Here is a 20,944-nt window from a genome sequence, read left to right as displayed (position 1 = left end):
CCATTGCGTGGGTAATAAGGCTTTTTTAATAAGTAACAAAAAACTCAACTCCTGAATTTGCGCCTTTTCATTTTGTGGCATACGTTTTAATTAACCTGTTTATTTAGCATTTGTTTTCTATGTCACTTTTTAAGAAGTCAGATGGCAGTACAACACAGTCAAATCTAGCGCCGTGGAAGATTGCCATAATTGATGATGAAAGCGGTGTACACGATGTCACCATACTCACGCTAAGAAAATTTAATTTTGAAAGACGTGGTGTTACCTTCGTTTCAGCATATAGCGCAAAGGAAGGATTAGCGCTTTTTAAGGAACACCCTGACATCGCCCTCGCTTTTGTTGATGTGGTCATGGAAACTGATGATGCGGGGCTAAAGCTCATAGACCAAATTAGAAATGAGCTAAACAACCACAGTACACGACTTATTCTTCGTACAGGTCAGCCTGGCCAAGCCCCCGAAGAAGAGGTTATTAGGCAATACGATATTAACGATTACAAAGCGAAAACTGAGCTATCTTCCATGAAGCTCAAATCGTGCGTTTATACCGCTATACGCTCATACCGAGACATAAAAACGATAGAGAAAAGTAAACAGGGAATGGAGGACGTATTGAAGTCATCGTCCTCTGTGCTTGAAAGCCAGTCTCTAGCGCAGTTTGGTTCAGCTGTGCTTAAACAAATACTCACACTGCTGAATTTAAATAGCTCAGTGCTTTATCTTTCCACACAACATACTGACCTTTACGGTGACACCAAAATGACCGTACTAGGAGCAAGCGGCGACCTAGTAGGGCTTTGCACGCCGGGGATTTCAGCAGAGATACCCAAACCCATTGAAGATGATGTAAAAAAAGTACTTAAAAGCAAAGCTCATTATCAATCAGAAAATCGCTTCATTGGTTACTACCCTACAGGCAAAGTAAGTCACAATATTTTGTACATTGAGTTAGACGGCCCGTTGGATGATTTACAACGCAAAACATTGGAAATGTTTGCGTCAAACGTGTCGGTTATTTTTGAAAACTTGACGCAAAAAGAGGACATTCAACAGACTCAAAAAGAGCTCATCATGGTGCTTAGCGACGCCATTGAAATGAGAAGTAAAGAAACGGGTGGCCACGTAAAACGCGTCATTTTAATGACTGAGTTCTTGTCAGAAAAGCTCTTTATGAGCCAAGAGTTCATTGAAACCATTCGCTACGCAGCCGCGCTACACGACGTAGGTAAAATTAGTATTCCTGAAACCATATTGCACAAACCAGGTAAACTCACAGACGATGAGTGGGAAGTCATGAAAACGCACGCCCAAAAGGGCTATGACTTACTTTCAGGTACTGATCGTATTGTTGCCAAAATGGGCGCCGTTATTGCCAAAACTCACCATGAAAAATGGGATGGTTCAGGATACCCTGAAGGCCTTGCAGGTGATGACATTCCTATTGAAGGTAGGATCATGGCCATTGTGGATGTTGTAGATGCATTGCTATCTAAACGTTGTTACAAGACCCCGTGGACGGTTGACGAGGTCAAATCTTATATGCGCGAGAATGCAGGAAAGCAATTTGACCCCGTTATCACCCATATCATGCTAGAAAACTTTGACCGTATTTTAGAACTACGCAATCAAGCTCCGGACTGTGAAGAATGAAAGATGCACTAGAGTTGATATTACTGCGGGTTAGTCGAAGCGCCGATATTGATAAAGGCGAATTATCAATTGCATCGCGCCTTATCATTAACTCAGTATGTGAAGGGTTGGCGATTACACGTGCTGGTATTTGGCTTTATGATGAGACCCAGTCACTTATTATCTGCAAGCTATTGATAGATAAAGGTAATGATTTAGATGATGAAAGCCTGAAACTTAGTAGAAAAGACTTTCCTCATTATTTTGAGGCCCTTGATACAGAACGCAGTATTGCAGCGGATGATGCGCATACTCACCCCGCAACATTCGAATTTACCGATGTTTATTTACGTCCATTAGGCATAAGCTCAATGCTAGATGTTCCCATTCGCCACAGAGGAAAAATGATTGGCATTATTTGCTGTGAACATCAAGGCGCCCCTAGGCAGTGGCTTGGTGATGAAATAGTATTTGCTGCATCATTAGCCGACTTATACGGGCGGGCTGTAAGTGCGAAAGAGCGCGCCGATTATGAAGCTCAGTTGCTAAAGGCAAATCAAACATTAGAGCAAAACGTACAAGAACGTACTCAAGAGCTAGAAATAACGCTAAGCACACTCAAAACCGCCCAAGAAAAGCTAGTCGAGTCAGAGAAAATGGCAGCGTTGGGTAACTTGGTTGCAGGTATTGCTCATGAAGTGAATACGCCTCTAGGCATCGCCTTGACTTCGGTGAGTAATTGTCAGGAGGAGCTCAAAGCGATAAATCGAGACTTCGAAAATCAAAGTTTAACCGAGCAAGGCTTCAAGGACTTCACCCATGTTTGCGCTGAAGGACTTCATCTAGCCGAATCAAGCCTCTCGCGCGCGGCACAGTTAATTCAAGATTTTAAGCGAACATCGGCCGATCAAACCACGATGGAAGTTGAAGAGTTTGATCTGGATGAATACATTCCTAGAATCTGTAACCCCCTTAAGCCGATGCTGCGCAAAGAAAACATCGAACTGTCATTGGACATTACGCCGCATTTACGTGTTGAAACCTGCCCCGGCATAATCGCGCAACTATTAACTAACCTCATTTCTAATTCGCAGCGCCATGCTTTCGGTGATGGTGTAGATAATAAACAGAACGCCGTAAACGTTGAATGCAAGCGAGTTGAAACTGGTATTCAGCTTAGTGTTAAAGACAACGGTAGAGGGATCCCCAAAGACTTGCAGCGAAAGGTGTTTGAACCCTTCTTCACAACCGCACGTGAACAAGGTGGAACAGGTCTAGGCCTTAATATTTTGTACAACCTTGTTACACAAAAACTCAGAGGTGACGTTTCTTTGTCATCAGATGTCAATAAAGGTACGTGTATATCGGTGCTTATTCCAAACTACTGCGTAAGTTGACATCCCCAAGCGAATACCATAACAATGCAAACAGCTTACTTTATCAACAGTAAGCTGTTCACATGGTGTGTTAACACAATAACAATTAATAAGAGATGGTTATGGAAGACGTAAGTACGCATACTGCGCTTGAAGACCCACGAAACAGCGATATCCTCATATACGTTAACGGCGATATTGTGCATCGCGACAGCGCCAAGGTATCGGTATATGATAGCGGCTTTATGTTAGGCGATGGCATTTGGGAAGGCCTGCGCTTATATGATGGCAAATGGGCATTTTTAGATGAGCACATTAACCGGTTGTTTGAAGCATCGTTAGCCATTGATTTAGACTTGGGTATGTCTAAACAAGACGTGAAAGCAGCCTTAGAGCGAACTCGCATAGCGAATGACATGCATGACAATGTGCATGCGCGTTTAATGTTCACGCGCGGCGTGAAAAGTAAGCCATTTCAACACCCTGCACTTTCGCAACAAGGCCCGACACTGGTTATTATTTGCGAACATTCAAAGGCCGCAATCTCAAGACCAATAAAACTTGCTACCGTGCCCCATCTACGAGGGCTACCAATGACGCAAGACCCTAAACTTAATAGCCACAGTAAGTTAAATTGTATTTTGGCCTGTATCGCAGCAGAAAAGTGCGGTGCCGACGAAGCGCTTATGTTAGATATTAATGGGTTTGTAAATACCACTAACGCCTGCAATTTCTTTATTGTGCGAAATGATGAAGTGTGGACGTCGACTGGCGATTACTGCATGAATGGGATCACACGGCAAAAAGTGATTGAGGTTTGCAGAGCAAATGGCATAACGGTGCGAGAAAAAAATTATTCGCTAGTAGAAACCTACGGCGCCGATGAAGCCTTTTTGACCGGAACTTTTGGGGCGCAAACACCGGTATCACATATCGACGGACGACAAATTGGCACGTCTCACCCTGGCCCCATGACCACGCGAATAAGGCAGTGGTATTTTGAACTCGTAAAGCAAACTGTTTAAAAAAGGAATTTGTAATGCGCATTGCAATGTGGTCTGGGCCCAGAAATTTGTCTACCGCGATGATGTACGCATTTTCCGCGCGTAGCGATTGTGCGGTTATCGATGAGCCTTTTTATGCAACCTATTTGACTGAGACCGGGCTTGTTCATCCTATGCAGCAAGCCATATTAGATTCTCAGCCCTGCAATGCAAAGGATGTTATCAAACAGTGTTTGGGCGACACTCCTAACAACAAGCCGCATTTTTATCAGAAGCACATGACCCATCACATGCTTGAAACCATTGAACTTGATTGGCTGGGTGAACTGACCAACGTATTTCTGATACGTCACCCCGCGCGCGTGGTAGCGAGTTATCAAGCCAAACGAGAAAACCCTACTCTTGAGGATATAGGTTTTATTCAACAACTACGGCTATTGCGTTATGTGCGAGATAACTTGGGGCAAACGCCTATTGTTGTCGATAGCGACCGACTGCTTGAAAACCCAGAAGAGGCGCTACGCAAACTATGCTGCGCAATAGGTATCGATTTTCAACCTAGTATGTTGTCGTGGCCTGCTGGAGGTAATGCAGCCGATGGCACATGGGCTCCGCACTGGTATGAGTCGGTTTGGAAAAGCACGGGCCTTATCGCTTCACCTCAAAAACCCTTACCTATACTTAACGATGCATTAAACCAGGTTGCCGAGCAAGCCATGCCTTATTATATGGAAATGAAGCGCTACTTGGAAACAAATACGCATTGTGAAATAGAAAGTGGCGCCAATGGGAAGATGTGAACGTTTAGCTGTGAATACTCAAAGGGTCGACAATAACAATGACATACTCGCTAAGCGCAGCAACATCATTCCGGCGGCCAGCTTTGACCATGTTGATATTCGCTTTATCACCGTGACAGCTGAATTGCGCCCTTACGTCAAGGCTATTTGGTATATGACTAATGAAAAGCCGAACCTGACCGAATTTACCGAAAAACTGTACCCTGATGCGGGTTGCAGTTTAACCTTTCGCATTAGTGACAATGGTTGCACAGCCAGCATATTGCAACATCGCCGCGTTGTAAGTAAACACTGGCGGTTAGATGCAAACTATATCAGTGTTGTGTTAAAGCCCGGTGCCGCAAAAGCGCTGTTTGGAGAGACTATAGAGTGTGAGGAATGTGTACCTTTCAGCCTTCGACAACAGCACTTTTTACACTACGACTCGTTTAACCATTTATGCGATATGATAGCTGACATTCCGTTTTCAGAAAGCACACAATTGGAAAACAACGTCGACAGACAACTTCGTGAAATTCAGTACTGGTTAGTCAATACATTCGCTCAAACAGACAACACCAGCTTATCGTGGTTACCCCTTATACAACGAGTAAACCAGCGCTTATTATCGCCACAACAAATGGCTGATGACGCAACCATGAGTAGACGGACATTAGAACGATACATTCGTAAATACTTTGATGTAACGCCACATCAGCTCTTGCAGTTTTCTCAAATTAGCACAGCAAGAAAGCTACTTATTGTAAGCAGCAATAGCCTAAGCGATATTGCTTTACAATGCGGCTATTACGACCAATCACATTTTACCAATGCATTTAGCGCTAGTACGTTAGAAACGCCACAACGGTACCGCAAACGAAAATTGTCGCAAATTTCCAATTAAGGTTGCGGGTGTTGATTTACGCTTTTCTTAGATGAAATAAGGAGAGCCCAATGACTAACACACTTACACCTAATTATTTGTACCAGCATTACCCCAACATTCCCACCAGCCTAACAAGCTTGGTGAGCGAACACATCAGTGACGCACTCCCGTCAAAGCTCATACACCTAGTCAGATTACTCGCATCACAAATAAATAACTGTGAGTTCTGCCAAAATATGCACATTCAAGAAGCGCTGAAAGACGGTGATACTCAACAACGAATAGATGCGCTACCCACGTGGGAAAGCTGCCTGCTTTTTACCGAGCTAGAGAAACAGGCGCTTTTATGGACCAAAACCCTAACCCTTTTGCACGAAAGCAAAAATATGGCTGATGAATACAAAGACACTCTAGGAGCCTTTGGCGAGCAGCGCTTTATGGCTTTAACAACGGTTATATTGCAAATTAACAGCTGGAATCGAATAGCAAAGGGGTTGGGGTTCTAATCACGTTAGTGATTTAACCGTGCAACACGACTTTCAACCATGAGTTACCATTAATCTTTGGTCATCACGTTATTGTGGTCTTCACGTCACTGTGATGACCAACGCAATTGGCGTTAAAGCCCATTGTCTGGAGCTACAATAAGCGTGCTGCTACAAATAGTTGGCGTTACCTTGATATTGCTTACATACGGTTAGTCGGTAGGTTGAACATGTAAAATGCCAACCTCAACTCTAATCACTTCCACCGTTGTCCCTTGCGGTATTGGTGTGGTGGACTTCACCTTCCACATTACACCTGAGAAACGCGCAGAACCGGGGGTGCCTGGAGTAATATCCGTTTCAACATCGAACGTGGTGCCTATCCAGTCTGACTTCACTTCTTTCGGAGAGCGGTCTCGCTGTAACATTTTTAACGGTCGCCACACTATTAGGGTAAGTAGTGCATCCACAACCGCAATTACCACAAATGCTGACAGTAACGACTCATCAAGAATGCCACTATACATCAGCCCCGACGTTATCATCATTGATATGCCTAGCGTCAACAGCAATATAGTCGTAAACCCCATTACCACTTCAAGAATGAGGAGCACCAACCCCACGCCAAGTAAAAAATGAGGTAGATTGGTTAGCATATTATCCATAGCTAGCCCTTTTTGCCGATGGTATTCGCGATGGTCATTGCTTGTGCAACAACACTACCAATTTCGGTACTGCTATCCGGTAACAACACCACAGAAGATTCTTTTGCAATCTTCTCTTTAGCCTGAATAGCGCCTTTTGCTAAATCTAACTGAACAGCCTTTTGACCTTCACTGGTCGCTGCTGCCTTACCCACTGTTTCAATAGCTTCGGCTTCGGCTTTTGCAACACGAATAATGGCCTGGGCTTCACCATCAGCTTTAAGTATTTGTTGCTCTCTATCTGCCTCAGCGGCCAATACTATGGCTTGTTTGTCACCCTCTGCACGGTTAATTGCCGCTTGACGATCACCTTCTGATTCTAGGATTTGTGCACGCTTTAAACGTTCCGCTTTCATTTGCTGTTCCATGGCATCTAGAACAGAGTTAGGTGGATTAATATCCTTTAATTCGTAACGTAATACTTGCACGCCCCAAGGCGCTGCCGCTTCGTTTAATGCCGACACAATATTAGTATTTAATAAATCTCGTTCTTCAAAGGTTTTATCCAACTCCATTTTACCCAATTCAGAACGCATGGTGGTTTGAGCTAGTTGTGTAACAGCAAACACGTAATCTTCAACACCGTAAGTTGCTTTATAAGGGTCGACAACTTTGAAGTACAACACGCCATCGACGCTTAGCGTAATATTGTCTTTGGTAATTGCAGATTGTTCTGGTACGTCACCCGCTTGCTCTTTAAGCGAACGATCCGCCGCAACAGTATCGATAAACGGCACTATAAAGTTTAAACCTGCTTCAAGGGTTGTATTGTATTTGCCAAAGCGCTCAATAATGAATGCGCGGTTTTGCGGAACAAATTTAATAGACGATTTAAGGCCAATAACAATCAGCACTAGCAGGATAATCTGATACGAAAACACGTAATCGAGTAGTGTTTCTAATTCCATTTACGTACTCCTAAAATGTTAATACAACAATATTCTTAGCATGTTATATCATAAAATCAGTACGTCGATAGTGGTTTAATTGTTAGGAAACGTTACCTATCAAAAGCAGAGTTTTGAACTTCTAACGTACAGTTTGTTGCCACAGATAAAATTGTTGCGCTCAACGCAACAAAGTATGCCAATGTGATCACACTATTATCAGAGAGCGCTATTTTTCTAAAAGCTTAAAGTGATACATACCAGCACCATTGGTGCCATTGATCCTTAGAATGTATGTACCTGATTTAGGGAAACCTATTCCCCAATCAATTTTTTTATTTGACCACTTACGTCGAGTTTTAAACAGTTCGTTGCCTGATTCATCATGAATACTAGCGCTGTACTGGACCTTATCACGCTGAGGTTCGCTAACAATATGGTAGGCAGTGTTTCCTTCCACAACCATTTTGTATTCCGCAAAGGTTCCACTTGCCAATGCCCCCGCGATAGCGTCTTTTACACCAACAATATTACTATTTGAAACGAGTTCTTCAGGCGTAGCGATAGTGTTCAATTTGAATTTATACTGCCCAGCACCACTTGTTCCGTATATTTTAAGACTATATTCACCAGATTGGGTAACACCTACCCCCCAGTCCAGTTCCTTATCTGACCACGTTCGTCGCGTACTAAAAAGCTCATTTCCTGCGTCGTCAAATATTCCCAGTGAATATTGCACTTTATCTCGCTGGGGTTCACTCATTATACGATACGCGGTGTTACCGCGTGCTAAAAATTTGTACTCTGCTACTGTCCCGTCAGATAGACCACCTGAAAATGTTTCGTTTGTTCCAATTATATTGCTATTTGAGTTTAACTCCTCAGGCGTTGCTAATGTATTCATCGTGAATTGATATCTGCCTGCACCACTTGTTCCATAAATCTTCAGAGTGTATTCACCAGGTTGAGTAACACCTACTCCCCAGTCTAATTGCTTATCTGACCACGTTCGGCGCGTACTAAAAAGCTCATTTCCTGCATCATCAAAGATCCCCAGTGAGTATTGCACTTTTTCTCGCTGGGGCTCGCTAGTTATACGATATGCGGTGTTACCACGTGCTAAAAATTTGTATTCTGCTACAGTTCCGTTTGACAGACCGCCCGAAAACGTATCGTTTGTTCCGATTATATTACTGTTTGAGATAAGCTCTTCAGGTGTTGCTAACGTATTCATCGTGAATTGATATTTCCCGGCTCCTCTTGCTCCGGAAACCCTCAAGATATACTCACCAGGTTGGGTAACTCCTACTCCCCAGTCCAATTTCTTATCTGACCATGTTCGGCGCGTACTAAAAAGTTCATTTCCAGCATCGTCAAAGATCCCTAATGTATACTGCACTTTATCGCGCTGAGGCTCGCTAGTTATTCGATACGCAGTGTTACCACGCGCCAGAAACACGTGGTCTACACTCATTCCTTCGGACAATGAGCCTTTGAACTCATTACTCGTGTTTTGAATACTTGGCGCTGGGCCATTAGTCTTCAATAAAGGTTTAGTGTTCGCTTCAGTATTCGAGACTTGGCTTTCCCTATTGCTAAGATCGCCCAGTTCAATGCGTTCTTTATCTGTGGCATATCGCAAAATTACCCGCCTAGATAAGTCGGCCATGGTATCCATTCTTAGTACTGTGCCTGTGTCACCTTCAACAGATAGCAGCATTCCTATTGGGTAGTCTCCAACAGTTACGATTGAGCCGCTCATCCCTTTGCGGAATTTCTTTCCATCTTTCAATTTTAGTGAAAAAGTGCTGTCTACTGCCTTGTCTGTTATTTCGACATCATACACTTCAGTGCGGCCCTGTTGATGCTTATAGTTCATGCGACCACTAGAAATCACACTGATTATAGCCTCTACTCTTTCACCGCCATCTTTCCAACTACTTTCCTGACATGCAGAGCTATCATCAAGTTTCACCAATGCGAGATCTTGCGGGTACGTGTTGATAAGTTCCCCTCTTAAGTTTTTTCTCAAGCGAGTTTCTACTAACACCCCTTGCGACTTCGTAACCACATGTGCAGGTGTATACAAAAAGCACGACTCACCAATGGGTCTAAGAATCCCCTGTCCTTCCTGATGGACAGTTCTAACGTAGGCGTCAGACGCATTACTAAATTTACACACTAGAACACAAAGCAACGTTACTGTTATTCCTTTTAAATTAAGCATTGTTAGTATCCTTTTTAGTCGTCGCGTCGGGCTGCATTGCTGAGTGTTTTTCAGTTTGCTCTTTCTTTTGACTTAATGAATCGCTAACCCCAATAGCTGGCGGTTTAGGAATTAGTGTCAACCTGATTAATGTGTTAACTACATACATCAGTAGCTGAATAATTATGAAACTTGCACTTATTGCTATCGCTAAAGCATTGTCGCTATATAGGCGTTCAAAAAAGCTGATTTCAATCGGGTCTCCGTCGTTATCAGCAAAAGGTTTGACGATTCTTAACTGCCCCCCTTTTTTGTAGAAAACGCCGTCAAAAGCAGTATCACCAAGCGTTACTGTCAGCAGTCCATTGGTTGCATTTGAGTCATCAGCCGGAATAATTACCGTATCTCCCATGCTTAGCTCAACATCGGGCAAAGAAATAGTATCTTCAAACCAAAAGCTCTTATCTTTAATTCGTATCTGCCCAGATTGAAGTAGTAGTGGCATTGTACGAGTGTCGTAACTCAACTGTTTACCAATTGTTACGTCGCCCACTAAAATCATCATGAAGTCTGGATGGTCGGCACTCAGTCTTATGTTGAATACTGTTTTTTCTTTTAGCACGCAGCGCCCTGCCGAAAATATAAATTCAGCAACTCTCTTTTCTTTTACTATTGGCTGTATGTTTATTTGAATTAGGGACTTATCCATCAGCCGAGTGGTCACAATAGCATTGTCATAGAACTTCAATTCACCGTGTTTTTGCCATTTAGCTCGCTTCAATTGTGGGCAACTATTGACCTCTCTCACCACATGAAACTCTGCTAAATTTACGGCGGGTATCGAAGACGTATTAGGTAGGTACCTGACAACTTGAGTCGTTGCTTTAATGGCATACTCGGTATTCGCATCCAGTTTTGCGAGTGTCGCATGAGCTAGCGCTATCAAAAGGAGAACGAATATGAGTGACGCTATACAACCTAAAAATATTGCAGGACCAACTAAACGCTTAGCGGTAAGGTGTTTTAGTATTTTATCAGTTAGCGAAACGCTTTCTTGCTCACTGTTCATCTGGAGTCCAAATAACGTAATTCTTCCCTAAACTGTCGTACTCTGGACTAATAGTTACTATTAAATTACTTGCAATGTCATCGCTGCCAAATTCACACCTGTGGTTGTAAACGCGAGTGTATTTGTCGTCTAGCGCTGCACAATCTCGTGACACGACATCACCTGAAGCTATTTTGTAAGTAATATTAGGGTTTCCACCCGAAGTGTTTACGAACAATTTAATCTGGTTTTCTACGGGTTCACCCCAAGATGTCGGGTAGACTTCTTGAACATAGTTACCAAACATATCTTGGCTGTCGACAAACACAAACGCAACTAATCGGTTAGGAAGGTATTTAATAAACTCAGATTGATATTTGGTAGGCACTTTCAACTGAACCCAGCCAACCTGGTCTTCACTTAATTCTATTGAAGCATCTGCACTGTATTTTCCATCAATGCTCGACAGTACAATTTGTAGAGTGGAGGTAGGACGCGGCACAAAGACAAAGAGCATTTCAGGGGCGACGAATTTCAAGCTTCCCTTTACTGAAGAGGAAGCTAAAATTGAGCCGCTTACCTCTACATTCTCTGCATAGTTCTCAGAAAAGGCATCCACAGGTATTTCTATGGAAACTTGAGCGTATGCCGAATGCACGAAAACAACTAACAAGAATAAAACCAAAATCCTTTTTAAGAACATATCCCAACCGATTATATTTTGACCTATAGCTTAAAATATAACCTGCAGCATTTTTGTCAACCTTCGTTGCAAAAAGCGAATATTGAAATACTTGGCGACTACTCTTTGTACTGACTGAACACACCAAACTTTTTAGCGTGGGCCTTTTTGTAAGCAGTATTAGCTTCGTTAAACTCGCCATACAGTTCAGCGAAACTTTCGTTTTCTACGATAAGCTGGTTTATCGTTTCCAATAAATCTTCTCTTCTATCTCTTTGCTCTTTATTTCCCATAAGAGCAATGGCATAAGCACCCACCATATTTCCTCGGCGAACTTCATCCTCTACGATTTCTTGTATTATTCGCCAATCAAATTGATTTCTACACACGTTTTTTCTTACATGAGAGCCCGTGGCAGTTTGGTTTTTACACTTAAAATGCAAGTCAGTATCTTTGATTGCGTTGTTAAACTCCTCCATAAAGGCGAATCGCTTTTCTTCACGTATTTTATACAAAAAACGTAAAGGTTTAGCACCAAGCACTTCTATTCTTTCTACGCGCTCACCATCCATGCCTTCAAAAGCGTTTCTATGCTCAGCGTTGTTAATTGAAGTTGCGCTAATTAGGTTGCTTTCGCTCCTACTCGAGACGTGACGCTCAATCATGGGGGCTCCGCTAGTATCAACGGACGTGCTAGCGAATACTGACGTCGCATACACAACAAAAAATAGTAGACTTAAAATCCATTTCATAATCGTTTTCGTGTCAAGACTGCAAAAGGTCGATGGCTAAAAGATAGCCCAAAAGAGGTTGGTTAGCTACCGCCTGCATCTGAGTCATAAGCGCGGTGGTTGCTTGACCCTACGTACAAAATATTGTGCAGGCTGTTCAATTAAGAGAAGCTCGCGTATGCCAATAGTCATACTTCGAACTTCTCTTTGTTGTGAATATCCGTTAATTGGTTTCTAGTTCTGCCAAGGCGGCTTTTAGCTTGGCGATCAACTCTGGGGAACTTACCTCGCCTTTTTCTTGGTCATAATTGTCATAAAAACTCGGTATTGAAAGTGACGCTTTTACGTGCCCATCGAAAAAGTGGGCCGACTCTACCGCCAATTTCAACACGCTTGCTGCGCCGCCGGGACCGGGTGAAGTAGACAACATCACAACAGGCTTGCCCTGATACACTTTCATGTTTACCCGCGAAGTCCAATCAAAAAGATTTTTGTAAGCTACGGTGTAGTTACCATTGTGTTCAGCATAAGAGATGATTAGGGCGTCGGCTTGCTCTATTTTTTGATAAAACTGCGACGCTGCATCTGGTACCCCGTAAGCCTCTTCTAGATCGATACTGTAAATGGGCATTTCATAATCATTAATATCTATCACTTCAATGTCATGATGAGGAAGCAATGAAGCAGCGTAGTTAATGAGCGCTTTGTTAATTGACTTCTTACTGTTGCTTGCGGGAATGGCGAGAATTTTCATAGATTATTCCTTACGAATGGTTAGATTGAACGATTAATGGGGATAGCAAACTATTCAAGGCTTCCAAATTTGCCCGATGCAAATTCAGCTTCTACTTTTTCGATCTCGGCTTGAGAACTCATCACAAAGGGCCCTTTTTGAACAAAAGGCTCTTTTACAGGCTCACCTGCGAAAAGTGCAAAATGTGCTGGCTTGGCGGACGTATTCGTTAGCAAAAGTTGGCTGAGTGCTTTGTTATTCAACTGAGATACTGCTATCGCTTGACCTCCAGAAAGCGTGATTTTTTCGTCATTGATACTCAACGTAAGCTCACCTTTAATGGCATACACCCACGCACTTTCACGTTCGTTTAACTGATGAGAGAAAGTACTTTGTTGCGCTAACTTACCATCCAGTATTGTCATTGGTAATGTAGGTGCGCTTTGCCCCGTTAGGCCGTTACTTTCGCCTAGAACAATACGAACTCGTGTACCTTGATTTTCATACACGGGCATGGTGCTTGACTTAACATGAAGTGCTGAGGGGGTATTTCTTTTAAGTGACGCAGGTAAATTAACGAACACTTGTAACCCGTGAATACGCGCGCCATTGCGTGGCTCTTCATCGTGTACAACACCTGAACCGGCATTCAACCAATACAGGTCGCCTGGCATAAGCGCGAAATCGTTACCTAGTGAGTCTTGGTTATGGAACTCCCCCACACTATCTTCAAAAAGAATAGATACTGCTGATAGCCCTGCGTGAGGGTGAGCACCAAAAGTCGGCTGTGTCATCGTGTAATGATCAACCATTACAAGCGGGTCCATTGCGCCAAAGAAGTCCTTTTCTCTAAAAGCTAATGCACTAAAAGCATTTCCAATTTTAAACGTATTGCCTGTTACTACTGTGGACATCTGTGTGGTCATTGCGCTATCTCCAGATTGGTGTTGTGCTATCACGATTTAGATACTAGCAGTAGAACGATTAACTCTTGTAGTGGCATAATTTGAAATCAGCGTTCTATAATTAGAACAATAAAGCCTTTAGAAAAATGTTGTATGATTGATTTAAATGATTACTTTTACTTTGTTCACGTGGTCGAAAAACGTGGATTTTCACCCGCAGCAGCGGCACTCAACATGCCGAAATCGCGCCTAAGCCGTCATGTTGCAAAGTTAGAAGAAAGGCTTTCTACAAAGTTAATTCAAAGAACGTCACGTCAGTTTAACGTCACAGAAGCAGGTCAAATTTTTTATCGGCACGCGCGCGCACTTATCGATGAAATGGAAGCGGCTGAAGCTGCTATTCAAACAAGAAGTGCATCGTTAAGTGGGCGGGTTACGTTAAGTTGTTCTGTAGGTGTTGCACAGTTTGCAATAAGAGATTTAATGCTCGAATTCTTAGATGAAAATCCCAACGTTGAGGTAATACAACAAGTCACTAACGAAGCCATCGACCTAGTGTCATCGGGCATCGACTTAGCAATAAGGGGGCATATCGACGCCTTACCCGACTCAAGCATCATTCAAAGACATTTGGCCAAGGTTTCTTGGCACTTGTTTGCAAGCCCAGCGTATTTGTCGAAGGCAGGAGTTCCTAAGTCGCCGTACGATCTGTTTAAGCGACGCAGTTTGAAAGTGGGTTGGCAGCCTGCAACAGGCCATTGGACTTTGCAAAATAAAGAGGGTGTAAAAACTACGGTTCCCTTCTCTCCCCAATATTGCAGTGACGATATGGGCTCGCTAAAACAAGCGGCAATAGAAGGGCTCGGTTTAGTGAGCCTACCAGCCTACGTATGCCGTCAGGAAATTGCAGAAGGCTCACTGGTAAGGGTGTTGCCTGATTGGACGACAGGAAAAGCCCAATTGAGTTTGATGATGCCCTCGCGCAAAGGCCAACCTAAACCGGTAAAGGTATTTGCAGACTATTTACTTGCACATTTAAACGAAAGAATTGGAGATTAGAAGCTGATGGAAACTCAAGGGTGAGAGAGAAGTTGGTCGGTGTGAGAGGATTTGAACCTCCGACCCCTGACACCCCATGACAGTGCGCTACCAGGCTGCGCTACACACCGACCGAAAGAGCAAGTAAGTCTACTTAAATTTATTCACTTTGCAACGAGAATTAGCAATTAGCTTACTTAAGCGCTTAATTGCTAACCAGTTCTTAAAGTTTTACCGGCTCTTTTACTACGTTAACGTAAAATAACACACACTTGTAACCACCAGCGCTACCAATACATTCAGTACAATGCCCTCTCTCGTCATGGTTTTTATATCAAACTTTTCTGTTGAATAGGCTATAGCATTCGGCGCTGTCGCGACCGGTAACATGAAAGCACAGCTGGCACTGATTGCAGCAGGTATCATTAGCAGTTTAGGATCTACGCCTACTGCCAAGCCTGCCGCAGCCAAAATAGGCATTAGTAGTGTTGATGTTGCGGTGTTCGACGTAATTTCCGTTAAGAAAGTAACAAACAAGCAAATACCCAACACAAGTAATATCACAGGAAGTGTCGAAAGGCCTGTTAGCCATGTACCCATTAATACACTTAGGCCCGACGCAGTGAAAGCTTTCGCAATGCATATACCGCCAGCAAATAACAAAAGCATGCCCCATGGAATATCATTGGCTGTCTTCCAATCAAGGAGTTTGTCGTTATTGCCCTTGGCATCAACTTGGCCGTAATCATTACCGCTATTAGTCAAAAACATTGCTGCAACGCCGGCCACAGCAATAGTACTGTCACTGATGGTGGTCACGCCAATCCACGCGGTCCAAAATGGGCGGAATATCCATGCCATTGCCACGGTGCCAAAAATCATCAATACGCGCTTTTCAGCCACGCTCCACACCCCAGGTACAGGTAAATTAATATTACCGACTTCTTTAATACCACGGGCGAGCCAAAGTGCCATTATCGGCACGCCAATCATGACTATAGGTACGCCCGTTTTCATCCATTCTATAAAGCTGTATTCAACACCTTGCGTTTCTTCATAAACACTCATAAAGATAATGTTAGGTGGTGTGCCTATAGGTGTGCCAACGCCTCCTAAACTTGCTGAATACGCAATGCCAAGAATAAGTGCAACACCAAATCGAGGGTTATCTACGGCATTAATAATGGCAATTGCCATGGGTAACATCATGAGTATTGTGGCGGTATTGCTAATCCACATACTTAGAACAGCGGTAGTTAACATAAAGCCAAGCACAAGCTTAAGGGGGCTTCCACTCCCTGTTAACCGCAGCATGTATATGGCGAATCGTTTATGCAAATTGGCCCTTTCTAACGCTTTCGACAACATAAAGGCGGCCATAAGTAAAATAATGACATGGCTACCTAACGACGACGCAGCTTCACTGTGCGACAGCACACCGAACAACGGAAATAATGCAAAAGGTAAAAGTGAGGTAGCGGGTATAGGGAGTGCTTCGGTTACCCACAAAATGGCAACAAATAGCGTTATGGCTGCGGTAAAAAATATGTCGCTGGGTTGTCCTACAGCCCAAAGCCCTAGACCACTTAATACCGACACAATAAACGCGAATAAAATAATACTGTTTTTGCGTGTTGGTGGCTTGCTTGGCATAGCCGAAGGCGTTTGAGGGTGTGATTGCATTGCGCTTCCCTTTACTGATAGCGTTTATAAGTTGTTATTGTTTTAACTTATATTTTCTACCAGTAATGAAGGGAAAACGCACTAGGCAATTGGAAATTTATTTGTTCTCGTCATCCGATGAAATACGGCTGGCTACTGCGCCAGCTTGGCCTTTGTATTTAGCATCAACGCGAGCGTTGTAGGGTTTTTCAGCCGGTGCCGATAACACCTCAAAGCTCAGTGCCCCAATTTTCATTTTTGGGCGAAGTGCTAAAGGTAGTTTACCGCTGTTGTAAAATTCCAATACGATGTTGCCAGACCAACCTGGATCGATTCGGTGCGCGGTAACGTGTACCATAAGGCCAAGGCGCGCAAGAGACGAACGTCCATCTAACCAGCCAACAATGTTATCTGGCAGCGTTACTGATTCGTGCGTAATTGCCAGAGCAAGCTCGCCAGGGTGTAAGAAAAATGCTTTCCCCTCTTCCAGTTCAATTTCATCGCTCATTACATGGTCAAGGGCCTCTTGCACTTGTGCCTTTGGTCCACTTAGGTCGATAAACGGCGCTTGGTGATCTTCAAACACGCGAAACTTGTTACCAAGACGAATATCTACCGTAACACCGCTTATTTGGTCATAACTTGGAGCTGGGTCGATATTGATTTTGCCGTCTTGTAAATATTGATAAATATCGCGATCGCACAAACGCATGGTGTATTCCTCTATTCTGTAGGCCGCTATTATGCGTATGTCGGTAGTCCCAATCAACTGTGTAACGCAAGGTTTTATGCGCTTTTCACCTTATTTATGGACAAGTGGTTAACTATTTATCAGCGCAATGCATCAATCAGACTTTCCAACAATTCCAATGGGGTCTCCTTTGATATGGCTAACGCCTCCTTTTCGCGGTGCAACCGACAACGCTAATTGCATAGAAAGGGCGCGGGCAGCCTCTCGATAGCTTTCGCTCAGCGGACTATCGGGTGTTTCCACCAATAACGGCGTACCTGCATCGCCATGTTCGCGTATATGAATATCAAGAGGCAGTTGACCTAAAAGCGGTAAGCCATGACGTTCGGCAAGCGCTTTACCACCGTCTTTGGCAAACACATAATCTTTAGTACCGCAGGCTCTGCACTGGTAATAGCTCATGTTCTCGATTAGGCCAAGCACAGGCACATTGACCTTTTCAAACATGCTTATACCTTTTTGCGCGTCGGCTAGCGCTAAATCTTGCGGCGTAGTCACCACAATTGACGCAGTTAATGGCACCTGCTGTGCCATAGTTAACTGAATATCACCCGTCCCTGGCGGCATATCTACAATAAGGTAGTCGAGCACTGGCCATAAGGTTTCGTCTAATAGCTGTTTAAGCGCCCTACTCGCCATAGGTCCACGCCATACTGCTGCATCTTCTTGAGGCACTAGATAACCAATGGAGTTCGCCACCAAGCCATGCGCTTTTAGTGGCTGCATGTGCTTGTTATCTTCACTCACAGGGTGGGCGTCAGGGTTACCCAACATGATAGGAACAGAGGGCCCGTAAATGTCGGCATCTAAAATACCCACTTTGGCGCCTTCCTGCATAAGTGCAAATGCAAGATTAATACTAGTAGTAGACTTACCTACCCCACCTTTGCCTGAGGCAACGGCAATAATATTTTTAATATTGGTAACGGGCGCAACCTCAGTTTCACCGCTGGCAATATGTTGTTTAAAGGTAAGTGTGGCATCATCAAGCTTACCTTTTAGTTGTTTAATGACTTCTTCTTTAAGCACTGGTAATTGCGTGGCGATACAAAATGGTAAGGTAACCGTCACACCCGCATCTTCGTTTTCAGGCTGGCTAAAAGCACACCAAGGCAAGGTATCTTCCACATCGAGCGAAAAATACGTGGCCAAAATAGCAGCAACTTTGTGCGTTACCGGCTCTGCTTTGCGAGAAAAGAACATAAAAAGCCTTACTAGTAGTACAATTGTGTGAATTACGTAATGCAAAAAACGCGGTTTTCCGCTAGTATTTGCACCCATTTTGAAACGCAAAGAATCAATAACGTCATTATGTCAGAAAAACGCCGAATTCTGGTAACCAGTGCGTTGCCATACGCAAATGGCTCTATTCATTTAGGGCATTTGCTAGAACATATTCAAACCGACATCTGGACTCGTTTTCAGCGCCTTCGCGGAAACGAATGTTACAGTGTTTGCGCCGATGATGCACACGGCACGCCGGTTATGCTTAAAGCTCAAGAGCTTGGCATTACACCAGAAGAAATGGTGGCAAGAACCCGCGCTGAACATCACCAAGACCTTGTTGATTTTCACGTTGATTACGACAACTACTATGTAACCCATTCGCCTGAAAACAAAGCGCTGTGTGAAGAAATATACACGCGTTTAGATAACGCAGGTTACATCAGTAAGCGCACTATCAATCAGCTTTTCGACCCTGAAAAAGAAATGTTCCTGCCGGATCGTTTCGTAAAAGGCACATGCCCAAGTTGTGGCGCAGAAGACCAAAACGGCGATAGCTGTGATGTGTGTGGCGCTACGTATAGCCCGACTGAAGTAAAGAACCCGCGCAGCGTTGTATCTGGTGCAACCCCGGTACTTAAAGAGTCTGAGCACTTCTTCTTCGACCTGCCAAAGTTTGAAGGCATGCTAAAAGAATGGATCCGTTCTGGCGCTCTTCAAGAAGAAATGGCAAACAAACTACAAGAGTGGTTCACTGAAGGTCTTCAACAGTGGGACATCAGCCGTGACGCGCCATATTTTGGTTTTGAAATTCCAGGTGCACCTAACAAGTTTTTCTACGTGTGGGTAGATGCACCTGTTGGCTACATGGCAAGTTTCAAAAACTTCTGCGACCAGAACAACCTTGAATTTGACGACTTCTGGAAAGCAGACTCAGAGGCTGAGCTGTACCACTTTATCGGTAAAGACATAACGTACTTCCACTGCCTATTCTGGCCTGCAATGCTAGAAGGTGCGGGATACCGTAAGCCGACTGGCGTAAACATTCACGGTTTTGTAACGGTAAATGGCGCGAAAATGTCTAAGTCTCGCGGTACGTTTATCAAGGGCCGTACATACCTTGACCACCTGAACCCAGAATACCTACGCTACTACTTCGCGTCTAAGTTAGGTGATGGTGTTACAGATATCGACCTTAACTTTACTGATTTTGCTCAAAAGGTGAATTCAGACCTAGTGGGTAAAGTAGTAAACATCGCTAGCCGCTGTGCAAGCTTTATTACCAAGCGTTTCGACGGCAAGCTATCAGACAACGTGATTGAGCCAGAGCTTATTGCTGAGTTCCAGAATGCGTCAGACAGCATTGCTGCACTTTTCGAGAAACGTAAGTATCACCAAGCTGTGCGCGAAATTATGGCCCTTGCCGATAAAGCCAACCAGTTTATCGACAACAATGCACCTTGGGTAACTATTAAAGACGAAACTAAACAGCAGTTCACGCACGATGTGTGCTCGCTAGGTATCAACATGTTCCGTCTATTGGTTATTTACTTAAAGCCAGTACTTCCTGTGCTAGCAGTAAAAGCTGAAGAATTCTTAAATGACACGTTCGACTGGAATTCACTGCAAACCCTATTAAAAGGCCACGCCATCAACAAATTTAAGCCAATGATGCAGCGTGTAGAAATGGAGAAAATCGACGCCATGGTTGAAGATTCAAAAGAAAGCCTAGCGCCAGCTGCACCAGCTATCGACCCAGATAGCCCGCTTGCAAAAGATCCTATCAGCGACACTATCTCGTTTGACGAGTTCGCCAAGGTAGATTTACGTATTGCGCGTATTGCTAAGGCTGAACATGTAGAGAAAGCTGACAAGCTTTTACGCCTAGAGCTAGATTTAGGCGGCGAAACCAAGCAAGTTTTTTCTGGTATCAAGTCGGCCTACTCGCCTGAAGCACTTATCGGTAAACACACCGTAATGGTAGCAAACCTTGCGCCACGTAAAATGCGTTTCGGCATGAGTGAAGGTATGGTACTAGCCGCCGGTCCTGGTGGTGATGAACTTTATATTTTAGAGCCGCATGAAGGTGCTAAGCCTGGTATGCGCGTTAAGTAACACGCATATCATTAGTGCAAAAAATGCAAAAGCCATGACAGGGAAACCTATCATGGCTTTTTTGTATACTTCAATGAGTAATTCGCATTTCAGTCAGCAT

The 20,944-nt window shown here is 43.8% G+C and carries 19 protein-coding genes and 1 tRNA gene; 8 read left to right on the top strand and 12 right to left on the bottom strand.

All coding sequences use genetic code 11. The annotated features are described in order from the left end of the window. The first annotated feature begins 119 nt into the window (after positions 1–119). The 6 genes from LHL20_RS05935 (at position 120) to LHL20_RS05910 (ending at position 6,179) form a co-directional block, all read left to right on the top strand. Complete coding sequence (locus tag LHL20_RS05935) at positions 120–1,649, top strand: DUF3369 domain-containing protein (protein WP_226432632.1); 1,530 nt, start codon at positions 120–122, stop codon at positions 1,647–1,649. Continuing rightward, positions 1,646–3,025 (top strand): sensor histidine kinase, encoded by a 1,380-nt coding sequence (locus LHL20_RS05930; protein WP_226432631.1) that lies wholly within the window; start codon positions 1,646–1,648, stop codon positions 3,023–3,025. The genes LHL20_RS05935 and LHL20_RS05930 overlap by 4 nt, the downstream gene beginning before the upstream one ends. Positions 3,026–3,126: 101 nt before the next feature. Continuing rightward, on the top strand, positions 3,127–4,029 hold the full coding sequence (locus LHL20_RS05925; RefSeq protein WP_226432630.1) for an aminotransferase class IV: 903 nt from the start codon (positions 3,127–3,129) through the stop codon (positions 4,027–4,029). 14 nt (positions 4,030–4,043) lie between these two features. Next, the gene (locus tag LHL20_RS05920; protein ID WP_226432629.1) at positions 4,044–4,808 is read left to right on the top strand and encodes a sulfotransferase; all 765 of its coding nucleotides are present in this window, start codon (positions 4,044–4,046) and stop codon (positions 4,806–4,808) included. Continuing rightward, the gene (locus tag LHL20_RS05915) at positions 4,795–5,691 is read left to right on the top strand and encodes a helix-turn-helix domain-containing protein (RefSeq protein WP_226432628.1); all 897 of its coding nucleotides are present in this window, start codon (positions 4,795–4,797) and stop codon (positions 5,689–5,691) included. Before LHL20_RS05920 ends, LHL20_RS05915 begins: the two co-directional genes overlap by 14 nt. A 50-nt stretch (positions 5,692–5,741) precedes the next feature. Further along, on the top strand, positions 5,742–6,179 hold the full coding sequence (locus LHL20_RS05910) for a carboxymuconolactone decarboxylase family protein (RefSeq protein ID WP_226432627.1): 438 nt from the start codon (positions 5,742–5,744) through the stop codon (positions 6,177–6,179). Positions 6,180–6,370: 191 nt separating this feature from the next. Here the strand turns inward: LHL20_RS05910 and LHL20_RS05905 are convergent, their stop codons facing one another. From LHL20_RS05905 to LHL20_RS05870, 8 genes are all read right to left on the bottom strand, one after another. Beyond that, positions 6,371–6,823 carry an NfeD family protein gene (locus LHL20_RS05905; protein WP_226432626.1) on the bottom strand — a complete coding sequence of 151 codons (453 nt, stop codon included), beginning with the start codon at positions 6,821–6,823 and terminating at the stop codon, positions 6,371–6,373. Positions 6,824–6,825: 2 nt separating this feature from the next. Beyond that, positions 6,826–7,770 carry an SPFH domain-containing protein gene (locus LHL20_RS05900; RefSeq protein ID WP_226432625.1) on the bottom strand — a complete coding sequence of 315 codons (945 nt, stop codon included), beginning with the start codon at positions 7,768–7,770 and terminating at the stop codon, positions 6,826–6,828. A 208-nt stretch (positions 7,771–7,978) separates the two neighbouring features. Further along, positions 7,979–9,976, bottom strand: a complete 1,998-nt coding sequence (locus LHL20_RS05895) for a hypothetical protein (protein ID WP_226432624.1) — start codon at positions 9,974–9,976, stop codon at positions 7,979–7,981. Next, entirely contained in the window at positions 9,969–11,024 is a 1,056-nt protein-coding gene (locus tag LHL20_RS05890; RefSeq protein ID WP_226432623.1) for a hypothetical protein, read from the bottom strand. Before LHL20_RS05890 ends, LHL20_RS05895 begins: the two co-directional genes overlap by 8 nt. Then, positions 11,014–11,622, bottom strand: a complete 609-nt coding sequence (locus tag LHL20_RS05885) for a hypothetical protein (protein WP_226432622.1) — start codon at positions 11,620–11,622, stop codon at positions 11,014–11,016. The genes LHL20_RS05890 and LHL20_RS05885 overlap by 11 nt, the downstream gene beginning before the upstream one ends. A gap of 182 nt (positions 11,623–11,804) precedes the next feature. Next, positions 11,805–12,437: a hypothetical protein gene (locus LHL20_RS05880; RefSeq protein WP_226432621.1), complete on the bottom strand. Its 633-nt coding sequence runs from the start codon at positions 12,435–12,437 to the stop codon at positions 11,805–11,807. A gap of 202 nt (positions 12,438–12,639) precedes the next feature. Beyond that, complete coding sequence (locus LHL20_RS05875; RefSeq protein ID WP_226432620.1) at positions 12,640–13,170, bottom strand: NADPH-dependent FMN reductase; 531 nt, start codon at positions 13,168–13,170, stop codon at positions 12,640–12,642. Between the two features lie 50 nt (positions 13,171–13,220). Then, on the bottom strand, positions 13,221–14,075 hold the full coding sequence (locus LHL20_RS05870) for a pirin family protein (RefSeq protein ID WP_226432619.1): 855 nt from the start codon (positions 14,073–14,075) through the stop codon (positions 13,221–13,223). A gap of 132 nt (positions 14,076–14,207) precedes the next feature. Here LHL20_RS05870 and LHL20_RS05865 point away from each other — a divergent pair, with 132 nt between their 5' ends. Next, positions 14,208–15,113, top strand: coding sequence for a LysR substrate-binding domain-containing protein (locus LHL20_RS05865; RefSeq protein WP_226432618.1), 906 nt, complete (start codon positions 14,208–14,210; stop codon positions 15,111–15,113). A gap of 33 nt (positions 15,114–15,146) precedes the next feature. On the opposite strand, the gene LHL20_RS05860 is transcribed toward LHL20_RS05865, so the two are convergent. From LHL20_RS05860 to apbC, 4 genes are all read right to left on the bottom strand, one after another. Then, positions 15,147–15,223 (bottom strand) — tRNA-Pro (locus LHL20_RS05860). Between the two features lie 115 nt (positions 15,224–15,338). Next, positions 15,339–16,775 (bottom strand): SLC13 family permease, encoded by a 1,437-nt coding sequence (locus tag LHL20_RS05855; RefSeq protein WP_226432617.1) that lies wholly within the window; start codon positions 16,773–16,775, stop codon positions 15,339–15,341. Between the two features lie 97 nt (positions 16,776–16,872). Then, entirely contained in the window at positions 16,873–17,466 is a 594-nt protein-coding gene (dcd, locus tag LHL20_RS05850; RefSeq protein WP_159626125.1) for a dCTP deaminase, read from the bottom strand. A gap of 132 nt (positions 17,467–17,598) precedes the next feature. After that, the gene (apbC, locus tag LHL20_RS05845; protein ID WP_226432616.1) at positions 17,599–18,708 is read right to left on the bottom strand and encodes an iron-sulfur cluster carrier protein ApbC; all 1,110 of its coding nucleotides are present in this window, start codon (positions 18,706–18,708) and stop codon (positions 17,599–17,601) included. A 108-nt stretch (positions 18,709–18,816) separates the two neighbouring features. Between apbC and metG the strand changes: the two genes are divergently transcribed. Further along, positions 18,817–20,844 (top strand): methionine--tRNA ligase, encoded by a 2,028-nt coding sequence (metG, locus tag LHL20_RS05840; RefSeq protein WP_226432615.1) that lies wholly within the window; start codon positions 18,817–18,819, stop codon positions 20,842–20,844. Positions 20,845–20,944 lie beyond the last annotated feature (100 nt).

It is taken from the genome of Alteromonas sp. McT4-15, assembly GCF_020515205.1.
Lineage (GTDB): Bacteria > Pseudomonadota > Gammaproteobacteria > Enterobacterales > Alteromonadaceae > Alteromonas.
This window is presented reverse-complemented; position numbering and strand designations above follow the sequence as displayed.